Genomic DNA, 13,205 nt, shown 5'->3' with positions numbered 1-13,205 from the left:
CAGCAATCACGCGGATTTCCGTCGGGACACCAGGGTTTCTCAGTCGAGGTAGTCGCGCAACACCTGCGAACGTGACGGGTGCCGGAGCTTCGACATGGTCTTGGACTCGATCTGCCGGATCCGCTCGCGGGTGACGCCGTAGACCTTGCCGATCTCGTCCAGCGTCTTCGGCTGTCCATCGGTCAGGCCGAACCGCATGGAGACCACCCCGGCCTCACGCTCGGACAAGGTGTCCAGCACATCGTGCAACTGCTCCTGCAGCAGCGTGAACGAGACCGCCTCGGCCGGTACGACGGCCTCGGAGTCCTCGATCAGGTCACCGAACTCCGAATCGCCGTCCTCACCCAGCGGGGTGTGCAGGGAGATCGGCTCACGACCGTACTTCTGCACCTCGACCACCTTCTCGGCAGTCATGTCCAGCTGCTCGGCCAGTTCCTCCGGCGTGGGCTCGCGGCCCAGGTCCTGCAGCATCTGCCGCTGCACCCGGGCGAGCTTGTTGATCACCTCGACCATGTGCACCGGGATCCGGATGGTCCGGGCCTGGTCGGCCATCGCGCGGGTGATCGCCTGCTTGATCCACCAGGTCGCGTAGGTGGAGAACTTGTAGCCCTTGGTGTAGTCGAACTTCTCGACCGCCCGGATCAGGCCCAGGTTGCCCTCCTGGATCAGGTCCAGGAACAACATGCCGCGGCCGGTGTAGCGCTTGGCCAGGGAGACCACGAGTCGGAGGTTCGCCTCCAGCAGGTGGTTCTTGGCCCGCTTGCCGTCGTCGGCGATCCAGCTGTAGTCGTCCAGCTCGGAGGGTTTGACCTTGGTGTCGGTGGCGACCAGGCGTTCGTCGGCGAACAGGCCAGCCTCGATCCGCTTGGCGAGCTCGACCTCCTGCTCGGCGTTCAGCAGTGCGACCTTGCCGATCTGCTTCAGGTAGTCCTTCACCGGGTCGGCGGTCGCCCCGGCGACCATCACCTGCTGTTCGGGCTCGTCGGCATCGTCGGCGTCGGAGAGGCTGAAGCCCTGGTCCTCGGTGAGCTGCTTCTCGTCCTCGGCCTCCTTCTTCTGGTCGAAGGCGGCCTCGTCGACATCATCCAGATCCGGCTTCTTGCCGACCCGCAGCACGACCTCGTCCCCGTCGATGGAGACATCCACATCCCCGGTACCGATCTTGTCGACCAGATCGCTCTTGGTGGTGGTGGCGCCGTTCTTCGCCGTCGCCTTCTTGGCCGGGGCCTTCTTCGCCGCCGCCTTCTTGGCCGGAGCCTTCTTCGCCGTCGTCTTCCGGGCCGAAGTCTTCTTCGCCGGTGGCTTCTCGGCCGCCACGGAGACCTTCGCGGCCTTGGCCGACGCTGCGGCGGCCACCGGGGCCGATACAGCGTCGCTGGTGGGCTGCTTGTCGCTCGGGGAGGATGTCACTAAAGAACCTCTTGATGATCGGCGGTTCGGATTTTGGGCGCGCACCACCAGCCGGAAGTCAATGGTGCTTCTCACAACATTCTGGCACGCTCGGACAACAGACCCAAACGGGTGGAGCAGATCGAGACCTCAGAAGCTTGCCCCGCACCGTGATCTGTGCTTGGTATCCGTGCTCGGTCGGCACCGCCGGCGCCGGACCTGCGAACGCAGGATTCGGCGGGCAGGCTGCGCTCAGTCGGCCTTCACGGCCAGGACGGGCGGCCCTGCGTCCAGCAGCACCCGTTGGGCGTTCATGCCCAACAGCAGCTTGCCGGTGGGGGAGCGGCGACGCAGGCCGATCACGATCATCTCCGCCTCGACCTCATCGGCGATCTCCATCAGGTGTTCGGCGATCTCCCGGGTGACCGGTGCCGGTCGCAATTCCCATTCCACACCCGCCTCGGTCAGGGCGTCGATGTGCGGGCCGGGATCGTCGGCCTCGGTGTTCGGCACGACGAGGACGCGCGCCTGGCGCAGGCGCGCCTCGTCGGCTGCCACCTTCAGGGCGGCGATCCCCTCAGGTTTGGTCGAAAATCCCACTACCACCGGCATCAGTTCGCTACCTCCTCACTTGCCGGATAGACCGGCCAGGTGTGGACGGGCTGATTCCGGTGCATTCGCATCAGGTACGTACGCATCATGCTGCTGAGCGCTTCGTTACGGCTGGCGCCAGCGTCCTCGCGGGCGGCTACCTCGGCAGTCTGCCATGCCGCACCGTTCTGGCCGGAATCACACCGGCCCTGGATCACGCCCAGATAATGCGAGATGTCCTCTGCGTCCACACCGTAGGTCTGCAGTCCCGCCGCCGCTCGGGGCAACAGTACCGTCGAGACCAGTTCCCGCGCGGGCAGTTGCCCCTTCCCGGGCCAGGAGACGATGGCATTGATCCCGTCGCGTACCCCGGCGTCGAAGTTCGCCCTGGCCCAGTCGAAGGGCTCATCGGGCCACAGATCGGCGGCCCGATCGGCCAGTTCCCGGGTCAGGCCGGCGTAGAAGGCCATGTTCGCCATCATGTCCACCGCGGTCGGCCCAGCCGGCAGCACCCGGTTCTCGATCCGCAGGTGGGGCCCGGGAGGAGTGATGTCGTAGACCGGCCGGTTCCACCGATAGATGGTGCCGTTGTGCAGGTTGAGTTCCTTCAGCGAGGCGGTACGCCCGGCCGCCCGGGCCTCGACCGGGTCCTCCTCGGTCAGTTCGGGCAGCAGCGGCCGGTACCGCTGGTTGGCCCGGAACAGGTCCATCACCGAACCGATCCAGTCGTCACCGAAGAACACCCGCGGCGTCACCCCGGCCCGGCGTTCGGCCCGGTTCCGGGTGTCGGTGGCCTGGGTGAACAGCGGGATCCGGGATTCGGCGACCCACCGGTGACCGAAGACGAACGGCGAGTTCGCGCCCAGCGCGAGTTGGATCCCGGCGATCGCCTGGCTGGCGTTCCAGTACCCGGCGAAGTCCTCCGGCGCCACCTGCAGGTGCACCTGCATCGAGGTGCACAGAGCCTCCGGGGCGATCGACTCACTGCTCACGTGCAGCGGTTCGGCACCGTCGATGACGATGTCGAAGGGGTCCTCGCGCAGGGCGCGCATGTGCTGATCGAGCAGCGCGTAACGCGGATTCGGTGTCAGCGCCGTCACCGTGACGTCCTCGGGCTGTGCGGTCGGCAGCACCCCGATCGCGGCCAGGCCCACGTCGTGGCGGGCAGCTCGGGCGGCCGCGTCGTTCAGTGAGGAACGGACGACATGTTCGAAGGTGCGCAGACCGCCGGGACCCAGATGCCGCGGGGTGAGGTTCAGCTCGATGTTGAACTGGCACAGTTCGGAGACGAAGGCCGAGTCGTCGATCGCGGTCAGGACCGTGGTGTTGGCCGGCGACGGTGCTCCCTGCTCGTCGACCAGGTTGATCTCCACCTCCATCCCGGCCCGCGGATTGGCGTGTTCGAAGACCTGGGAGGCGAGCATCTCCTCCAGGACATCGAGGGAACGCTCCACCCGCTCGGCGAACCGGTCGCGGTCCTCCTCGGTGTAACTGGCGTCGTTGACCTCGGCCCCCATCAGGTACCTCCCTCTGCGCGTGTTCCTGGTTCGGCACCGGACGGCTCCACCGACTCCAGCAGTGCCCCGATCCGGGCCAGCGAGCGTTCGGTGGCCGCGGCGTCGTAGTCAGCGGTCCCGGCATCGGTGAACAGGTGGCCGTGACCGGGTACGACCAGGTCCTCGAATCCGGCCCCGGAAGCGGTCACCGCCGCGGCCAGGGCGGCCACGTCACCGGGTGAGATCCAGTCGTCCTCGGCGTAGCGGTGCACCTGGACGGGCTGGCCCGACCACCGGCGGCGCGGGGCGGCGGCGGCATGCAGCAGGATCACCGCCGACGCCTCGGGCCGTTCGGCGGCGAGCCGCTGGGCGAAGGCCGAGCCGAGGGAGAACCCGGCCATGGCGGCGTCCGGCGGCAGGTCGGCGAGCTGGCTGCGTACCCGGGCGAAGAGCGTCGACGCACCGATCTGGTCGCGGTAGGTGATGCCGGAGGCGGTGTCGTCGAAGACCAGACCGTCGTAGTAGTCGGGGGTGAGCACCTCGTGCCCGAAACCGCGCAACCGATCGGCGAACTCGCCGACGGCGGGCCGCAGGCCGAGAGCAGAATGCAACAGCAACACGGTGCTCATGGCGACAGCGTGCCAGACACAGGAGGTTCCTGGCACTGCCCGCACCGAACCTTCTCCCGACACCGAGTGGTGGGCCTAGGGTTTGCCGGGTGAGTCCAGTTGCCATCCGGGTCGCCGAGGCCGCCGATGCGGCGGCCTGCCGGGAGATCTATGCCCCCTATGTCACCGACACCGTGATCACCTTCGAGTACGACGTCCCCTCGGTGGCCGAACTGCAGCGACGGATCGCTGGTGCGTACCGCTGGCTGATCGCAGAGCGCGACGGCGAGCTGATCGGATATGCCTATGCCGGCCCGTTCAAGGCCCGGGCCGCCTATGACTGGGCGTGCGAGGTGAGTGTCTACCTGCGTCAGGGCCTGCGGCGTACCGGTGCCGGGCGCGCCCTGTACACGCAGTTGCTGGACGATCTGACCGAGTGCGGGTTCCGTACCGCCGTCGGCGTGATCACGGTGCCCAACGAGGCCAGTGTCGGGTTGCACACCGCCTTGGGATTCCGGCCGGTGGGCACCTTCGAGCGGATCGGCTGGAAACACGGCGGTTGGCATGACGTGTACTGGTGTCGACGCGAACTGGGGCCCGACCCCGAAGCGCCGCCGAGATTTCGATAGTCAAGGTCACGAATTGATATCGGCCTGGTCCGGTGCCGGTTTTCGGGGGCGTTTCCCCTCTACGATCGGCCCGTTCGGCACCCGACGCGTGGGTCTCGCTCCAGCCGGAGGATGTGCGGACACAGGCGGTGGGGGCCGCTGGACATGGTTTCATCTTTGCGTCGTCGTACCCGCCAGTGGCATGCAGCACTGTGTCTGCTGACCAGCTTGGTCCTGGCAGCGGGGCTGGTGCTCGTCGGTACGCCGACCGCGCCGACCGAGCAGGCCGAGGCGGCGATCATTCCGAACATCGGGGTGACGGCCCAGTTGGCAAATCAGGTAGGCCGGGACAATGGCACCACGGGGAACTGTGTCACCTATGCCCCCCGACAGGGCACGTCGGCCCAGACGACCTTTGTCAGTTCTCCGACCGAAGCGAGAACCGGGCACGGCACCCCTTCGTCGAACATCTGTTCGACAACGCTGTCCACGACCGGCCAAAGCGTTCTCGGCGTGACACCGAACAACCCGGGGTCGGTGGAGGACGGCACGAACTTCCTGCTGGCAACGGTTCGGCACTACAACAACCCGATCTACACCTCCGACCAGTACTACACCGGCGACATGCGAATTCAGTTGTCCGGCTTCGACACCTCACCAACGTTGAGCTTTCCCTGGACGATGGACGAGACCCCGAACGTCGGGAACTGTTCGCAGCCCCCACCGACGAACAATCCGAATGCATGTCCGGACGTGACGGCTTTCACCAATGTGGTCTCCAACCAGACGATCACCCGGGACGGCATCTCGTACCGGCTGGTCATCAATGGCTTCGGGGCGGCCGCCAACGGCACCTGTCCGGCCACCACCGGGAACGTCACGCCCAGCGGCAATTTCGTCACCGCTGAAGGGACGACCACTACCGGTTGCATCTACGCCCAGCTGAGCCAGATCCGAACCCTGAACGTGGTCAAGACCGTTGCCGGTCCGGCCCCGTCCACCGCGTTCAACTTCAGTGCGAACAGCAGCCTGGGTAGTGGTTCGGCCTGGAACAGCGCCTTCAGTCTCACCCCGCCCACCACCGGCACCAGGACCGCCAGCACCGGAGCACGACCCTTGCTGCAGGGGGAGACCGTCACGATCGGTGAGGGTGTGCCGTCGGATCCGCGTTGGGCGCTGTCCAACATCGCCTGCGTCACCGGTACGGGCAGCCCACTCGGGTCCGGGGTGGTGAGCGTCACCGGCTCCAGCCTCACCCTGAACAACGTCCCGGCGCCGGCCACCGTGGCCGACGGACCGATCACCTGCACCGTCACCAATACCTACACGCCGAAGGCCACGCTGACGCTGGTCAAGAACGTCACCGGCGGCAGTGCGACCCCGGCCGACTTCACTCTCACCGCAGCCGGACCCTCGACCGTCAGCGGTCCCGGCGGGAGTGCGGCGGTGGCCGGCCGGGCCGTCAACCCGGGCACCTACAGCCTGAGTGAGGCGACCAACACCAGCGGGTACGTCCCGGGCAACTGGACGTGCAACTCCGGCGTCGCGGTGACCAACGGTCAGATCACGCTCACCGACGGTATGAACGTCACCTGTACGGTCACCAACAGGTACGCCACCGGAGCCTTCACCGTCGCCAAGACCGTCGACGGACCGCCGGGCGGCTTCACCGGCAATGCGCAGACGCCGTTCACCGGCTCCTACCAGTGCGGCACGGCCCAACCGGTGAATTTCACCGTCTCCACCGGCACCACCTTCACCTCACCGCAACTGCCCGCCGGGGTGTCCTGCACGGTCACCGAGAACCAACCCAGCGGCAACCTGGCGGACAGCTCCTGGAGTTGGAACGCACCGACCTACACCAACCGGACGGTGACGATCGCCGACCAGCAGACCCAGACGGTCGGCATCGCCAACAGCTACCGGCAGGACACGGGCGCCGTCGGTGTGAGCAAGCAGGTCGTCGCGCGTGAGGGCACCTCGATCAGCGCCTGGACCGGCGGGGCTGACCGTACCTTCCCGGTCGCCTACAGCTGTCAGGTCGGCGGCACTCAGGTCGCCAGTGGCACCACCGAGGTCGCCGCGGACCAGGCAGTGGTGCAGCTGAGCGGCCTGCCGGCAACCGCGAGTTGCAGTTTCACCGAGACCCAGCAGACACTCCCGGGTGACTTCGCCGACGCGTCGTATGAATGGGATGGCTACACCGTCAGCCCCCCAACGGTCACGGTCGGCGCCAACGGCACCGCCGCGGCCACGATCACCAACTATTTCGTCCGGGACACTGCCGAGTTGACCCTGGCCAAGCAGCTCGACGGTGAGGGTTACGTCGGGGACGGCGAGCCGTTCGAGGTCGCATGGAATTGTGGAACCGACTCGGGCACGGTGACTCTCGGGCCCGACGACAGCGAGACGGTCACCGTTCCGGCCGGCCCCAGCTGCACGGTCGAGGAGGCGGCTCCGGAAGCCGACCTGCTCGACGCCGGACACATCTGGGGGCCCCCCACCTATGACGGCCTGACGAATGGCGCGGTGTCGGTGCCGGCGAACGGATCGGCGACGGTCACGGTGACCAATCCGACGACCCCGATCTACGGCGCCGTCCAGGTGACGAAGGAACTCGACCCGAGCGACCTGAGCGCCGGTCTGGTCCACGGCGCTACCTTCGACATCACCGTCGAATGTGACGCCCCGGCAGAAGGCACCGACGAGGACTACTCCGAGACCTTCTCCCTCAGCGTGAACGGCACCGGTACCACGCCGCGCGTACCGGTCGGCACCGACTGCACCATCACCGAGGAGGACCCGGCCGATGCCCTGCTGGTCGACGAGTCCTACGTCTTCGGTGACGCCCCGGCAGCGCAGACCGTGACCGTCGACGAGGCCGATCAGGTCGTCGGCGTGACCGTCACCAACACTCTCGAACGGGTCTACGGCAGCCTCGACATCACCAAGGCGATCACCGGCGGACCCGACGGCGCCGGTGCGTCCGCCGACTTCGCCGGGACCTGGACCTGCACCAAGGGCGACACCGTCAACGAGGGCACCTGGAGCGTCACCGGGGCAGGACCGGCAGAGCTGACCGGCGACGCCGATCAGGTGCCGCTCGGATCGAGCTGTTCGGTCACCGAGGGCACCGTGGACGGCCAGCCCGTTCCCACCGACAGCTCCTACGTCTGGGCCGGATCCGACCTCGGCGGCACGGTCGTCGTCACCGGTGACGCGTCCGAGGCCGAGCTGACCGTGACCAACAGCGTTCACCAGTTGACCGGTTCCTTCGGCGTCGGCAAGACCGTCCTCGGCGGCCAGCCGGGTACGGACTTCGCCGACACGCCGTTCCTCATGAGCTACACCTGCGAGCTGCCGGACGGGTCGACCGCCGACGGCACCCTGCAGGTGGAGGCCGGCGGATCGGTCAGCGGCCCCGACCTGCCTGCCGGCAGCGACTGCACGCTGACCGAGCAGAGCGACTTCCCTGATCCGGTCGACCCGCTGGTCTGGCAGCCGGAGGAGACGACCGTCCAACTCGACACCGGCGATCCGCAGACCGGTGACAGCATCGACTTCACGATCGATGACGACGCCAGCCAGCAGGTCACCTTCACCAATGTCCTGGCAGAGGAGACCGTCTCCGTGGAGGCGGTGAAGGAACTCGACGGTGCTGTCGAGGGGTTCGACGAGGGCACCTTCGACCTCACCCTGACCTGTGTGTCGCGGGGAGCGTCCCCCCAGTTCGGTCCCGTCGCGGCCGAGGTCGGCGAGCCGGTGAGCTTCGACGGGGTGCCGCTGGGTGCCGAGTGTGCCCTGGCCGAGGCTCCGGTCGCCGCCGGGTACGGACTCACCGACCCCTCCTTCGCCTGGGACGGCGTGAGCATCGACGCGCCCGAGGTGACCGCCAGCGAGGATCCGCAGACGATCACCGTCACCAACTCGATCGGGCGCGTGTACGGCGGGTTGACCGTGAACAAGTTGGTCGAGGACCAGACCGGCGTGGTCGAGTCCGACCGTACCTACGGCGGCGAGTGGAGCTGCACCTATGGTGACGACGAGCCGGTCGAAGGCACCTGGGCGGTCGACGGTGCCGGCACGGCCAGTCTTGACGGCGTACCCGACGAGGGGATCCTGCTCACCTCCGACTGCACGGCCACCGAGACCGACGGCATCGATGATCCCCCGTCGGCCACCGATCCGTCGTGGGTCTGGGACGATCCGCAGATCACCGACGATGCCACCGTCGAGGCCGGGTCGCCGGCGGCGATCACGGTGACCAACCGCTACCACCGCGAATCCGCGTCCCTGCAGGTGACCAAGGAGATCACCGGGGAGACCGCGGGGTACGTCGGTGAGGGCGAGGCCTTCCAGGTCGACGTCCGCTGTGTCACCCCCGGCGGGGCCGGTGACACCCAGACGCTCGTCGGCCGGGTCGATGTCGCTCCCGGTGCCGACTCCCCGGTGACGCTGCTGGACCAGGCCCCGGTCGGCTGGGACTGCTCGGTGGCCGAGGCCTCACCCGGCCAGGAGCTGCTGGCCGACGCGTCCTATGCCTGGGAACTGCCGCAGATCGAGCCCGCCCGGTTCACCGTCGCCGACACCGACGACGTGGTGGTCGAGGTGACCAACCCGATCCGCCGGGTGTACGGACAGGTGGCCGTGCAGAAACTGGTTGACGCGCCCGAAGGTGTGGTCGACGCCGATGCGACCTTCGGTGGCGAGATCGTCTGCACCTACGGCGAGGGAGACCATGCCGAGGAGATCACCGATGAGTGGTCCGCCGAGGCCGGTCAGGTCAGTGCCGAACTGACCCAGGTGCCGGTCGGCTCCTCCTGCGAGGCGACCGAGACCGCGCCGTCGGACGACCTGCTGGCCGACGAGTCGTGGACCTGGGCCGATCCGGTGGTCAGCGACCCGGTCACCGTTGCCGCCGGGCAGACCTCGCAGCTGACCGTCACCAACACCCCGGAACGGGTCTACAGCGGTCTGACCGTCAGCAAGGTCTTCGACGGTGAGGAACGGGCTCTGGCCGACCCCGAGGCCACCATCGGTGCCACCTGGGTCTGCGCCAACGGCGACCAGAGCTGGAACGGTGTCGTCGACCTGCCACTGGCCGGCGGCGAGGTCACCGCCTTCGCCGCCGACGGCAGCGTCGAAGGTGTGCAGGTGCCGGCCGGCTCGAACTGTGCGGTGACCGAGACCACGCCCACCCAGGACCTGCTGGACGATGCCTCCTGGGCCTGGCAGCCACCGACGTACCAGGTGCTGGCCCCGACGGCGGGCGAGGTGACCTCGACCCCGGCCCAGCTGAGCACCGATGCCGAGACGGTCGCCTCGGTGGAGATCACCAACGATGTCACCCGGGTGACCGGGGCGTTCACCGTCACCAAGGCGATCAGCGGGTCCGATCCTGCCGACCTGCCCGCGGGCAGCCAGTTCAGCGGCAGCTGGACCTGTACCCATCCCGGGGATCCGGACCAGACCGGTGTCTGGGCGGTGACCGGTACGGGAAGCGCCACCATCGGTGGCATCCTCCGCGACTCCGAGTGCACGATCACCTCCGAGGACCTGCGGATCCAACCGCCGGTCGACGGCGATGACAGCTACCAGTGGGATGAGTGGAGCGCCGACGGCCCGGTGACGGTCGTCGGGGCGCCGGAAGCCGCCGTGCTGACGGTGACCAACCAGGTCGTCCGGGCCTACGGGACACTGACCATCACCAAGACACTGGACGACCCGGCAGAGGTCGTTGAGGACGGCCGTGTCTTCAGCGGTGGCTGGACCTGTACCTATCGCGACACCGATCCGGTCACCGGCACCTGGACCGTGACCGGCTCCGGCCCGGCCACTCTCCAGGGGGTGCCCGAGGAGGGAATCCTGTTCGGGTCCGACTGCACCGCCGACGAGGTCGGCGGCATCGATGTCCAGCCGTCGCTGGGTGATCCGTCGTACGGCTGGAATGCACCCGAGATCGTCGACGCGATCATCGGCGAGGACCCGGCACCGGTCACGGTGGGCAACAGCTACCAGCGGCGTACCGAACCGCTGACGGTGAGCAAGGAGCTCACCGGACAGGTGCAGGGTTATGTCGGCGAAGGCACGCCGTTCGGTATCGGGGTCGAATGTGTCAGCCCCGACGACGAGACGCTGTCGGTGTCGGGCCAGGTCGAACTCGCCCCGGGGGCCGAGGCGGTACAGCTGCTCGACGCCGCGCCCGTGGGCTGGGAGTGCACCGTCACCGAGACTGCACCGGAGCAGGACCTGCTGCGGGACGACTCCTATGCCTGGGGACAGCCGGTGATCACCCCGCAGACCTTCACCGTCGGGGCAGCGGATGCGCCCGAGGACGGTCTGGTCGAGGTCGAGAACCCGATCCAGCGGGTGTACGGAACCGTCGCGGTGCAGAAGCTCCTCGGGGACGAGGTGCCGCCCGGTGTGGTGAGTGATGATGCCGAGTTCGGCGGGCAGATCGTCTGTACCTATGGCGAGGGCGACGCGGCGCAGACCTTCACCGACGGCTGGACCGCCGGTGTGGGTGAGGTCGGTTCGAGCACGATGGAGGTCCCGGTGGGAGCCTCCTGCGAGGCGACCGAGAACGACCTGGACCAGGCCGACCTGGTCGACCAGTCGTGGTCCTGGACATCGCCGCAGTTCAGTGAGCCGGTGACCATCACCGCCGCTGACGAACCGGCCCGGCTGACCGTGACCAACACCGCCGAACGCCGCTACAGCGCACTGACGATCCAGAAGGTCTACGCCGGGCCGGAAGAAGCGCTGGCCGATCCGGTCGGAACGGTCACCGCGCAGTGGGTCTGCACCTACGGTGAGGAGACCTACCGCGGCGAGGTCGACCTGGCCGCCGACGGTGGTGAGGCGACTGCCTTCGCCGCCGACGGCAGCGTCGAAGGCATCGAGGTCCCGGCAGGTGCCGACTGCACCGTCAGTGAATCGGCCCCGGCTGAGGAACTGCTGGTCGACGGCTCCTGGTCGTGGCTGGCCCCGCAGTACCGGGTGCTCGCTCCGAGTGAGGGCCCGATCGGGACCGAGCCGGCCGAGGTCGTCACCTCCCGGGACGCCGTGGCGAGTGTCGAGGTCACCAACGAGGTGCAGCGCCTGACCGGTGAGCTGCAGATCACGAAGGCGATCACCGGCGCGGACCCGGCCGATCTGCCCGCGGACAGCACCTTCAGCGGCACCTACCGGTGCGAGCTGGCGGGCAATGAGCCGCAGACCGGAACCTGGACGGTTTCCGGTACGGGCAGCACCACGGTCGACGGCCTGCCGGCCGGTGCCGAGTGCGAGATCACCGGGGAGGACACCCCGGCCCAACCGCCGGTCGACGACAACCCCAGCTTCGGGTGGGGTCAGTGGACCGCCGACGGTCCGGTGACGGTGGTCGATGATGCGGTCGTGACACTGACCGTGACCAACCCGGTGGACCGGATCCGGTTCCCGATCAGCTTCTCCAAGCAGGTCACCGGCGCGACCGAGTTGCTGCCCGGGGGTAGCGAGTTCACGGTCCAGTACAGCTGTGCGGTGCCCGACGGTGGTGTCACCAACGGCAATGTCACCCTGGTCGATGGCGGCTCGACTCCGTCGGTGGATCTGACTCCGGGGAGTAGCTGCACGGTGACCGAGATCGCGCCGAACGAGGTGCCGGGCGGGCAGTGGGGTGCTCCGGTGTTCACCGTGGATGGCGGGACCGGTGCCGAACAGCAGAACCGGACGGTCGAGTTCGACCTGCCGAGTGCCGCGGATTGGGTGCCGGTCGAGGTGAGGGTCGAGAACCCGTTGTCAGCCGCTCCGTCACCGACCCCGACGCCGACGGGTACGCCGACGCCGACGGAGTCTCCGACCACGTCTCCGACGGGAACGCCGACCCAGTCCCCGACGGAAACGCCGACCCAGTCCCCGACGGGAACGCCGACCCAGTCTCCGACGGGAACGCCGACCCAGTCTCCGACGGGAACGCCGACCCAGTCTCCGACGGGAACGCCGACCCAGTCTCCGACGGGAACGCCGACGCAGTCTCCGACGGGAACGCCGACGCAGTCTCCGACGGGAACGCCGACGCAGTCTCCGACGGGAACGCCGACGCAGTCTCCGACGGGAACGCCGACGCAGTCTCCGACGGGAACGCCGACGCAGTCTCCGACGGGAACGCCGACGCAGTCTCCGACGGGAACGCCGACGCAGTCTCCGACGGAAACGCCGACCCAGTCCCCGACGGGAACGCCGACCCAGTCCCCGACGGGAACGCCGACGCAGACCCCGACCGGGTCGACCTCACCGAGCCCGACCGAGGTCCCGACCGAATCGGGGCCGCCGAGCACCTCGAGCGAACCGACCTGGTCGCCCTCGGCGACCGAAACCACACCGCCCGGCGAAGGTGGTGGTGATGGTGACACCGGTCCACTGGCAGGTACCGGATCGACCCTCGGTATTGGAGTGCTGGCCGTCACCGTGATCAGTCTGCTGGGCGGTCTGGCACTGCTACGACGACGGGACTGACCGGGGTGAGCCCG

At 68.2% G+C, this 13,205-nt stretch carries 6 protein-coding genes; 2 read left to right on the top strand and 4 right to left on the bottom strand.

Annotation, left to right across the window (positions count from 1 at the left end; translation table 11 throughout):
• Nucleotides 1-39: 39 nt before the first annotated feature.
• From CLV29_RS11375 to CLV29_RS11360, 4 genes are all read right to left on the bottom strand, one after another.
• The gene (locus CLV29_RS11375) at nt 40-1,461 is read right to left on the bottom strand and encodes an RNA polymerase sigma factor (protein ID WP_133755685.1); all 1,422 of its coding nucleotides are present in this window, start codon (nt 1,459-1,461) and stop codon (nt 40-42) included.
• Between the two features lie 180 nt (nt 1,462-1,641).
• Entirely contained in the window at nt 1,642-1,989 is a 348-nt protein-coding gene (locus CLV29_RS11370; RefSeq protein ID WP_243831902.1) for a universal stress protein, read from the bottom strand.
• A gap of 11 nt (nt 1,990-2,000) precedes the next feature.
• Nucleotides 2,001-3,497: a glutamate-cysteine ligase family protein gene (locus CLV29_RS11365; protein ID WP_133755223.1), complete on the bottom strand. Its 1,497-nt coding sequence runs from the start codon at nt 3,495-3,497 to the stop codon at nt 2,001-2,003.
• Nucleotides 3,497-4,105 (bottom strand): dienelactone hydrolase family protein, encoded by a 609-nt coding sequence (locus CLV29_RS11360; protein WP_133755222.1) that lies wholly within the window; start codon nt 4,103-4,105, stop codon nt 3,497-3,499. Before CLV29_RS11360 ends, CLV29_RS11365 begins: the two co-directional genes overlap by 1 nt.
• An 89-nt stretch (nt 4,106-4,194) precedes the next feature.
• Between CLV29_RS11360 and CLV29_RS11355 the strand changes: the two genes are divergently transcribed.
• Both CLV29_RS11355 and CLV29_RS11350 read left to right on the top strand, forming a co-directional pair.
• A complete protein-coding gene (locus tag CLV29_RS11355) occupies nt 4,195-4,713 on the top strand; it encodes a GNAT family N-acetyltransferase (protein WP_133755221.1) in 519 nt (172 codons plus the stop codon).
• 144 nt (nt 4,714-4,857) lie between these two features.
• Complete coding sequence (locus tag CLV29_RS11350; RefSeq protein ID WP_133755220.1) at nt 4,858-13,191, top strand: DUF5979 domain-containing protein; 8,334 nt, start codon at nt 4,858-4,860, stop codon at nt 13,189-13,191.
• Nucleotides 13,192-13,205 lie beyond the last annotated feature (14 nt).

The organism is Naumannella halotolerans (genome assembly GCF_004364645.1).
Taxonomy (GTDB): Bacteria; Actinomycetota; Actinomycetes; order Propionibacteriales; family Propionibacteriaceae; genus Naumannella; species Naumannella halotolerans.
This window is presented reverse-complemented; position numbering and strand designations above follow the sequence as displayed.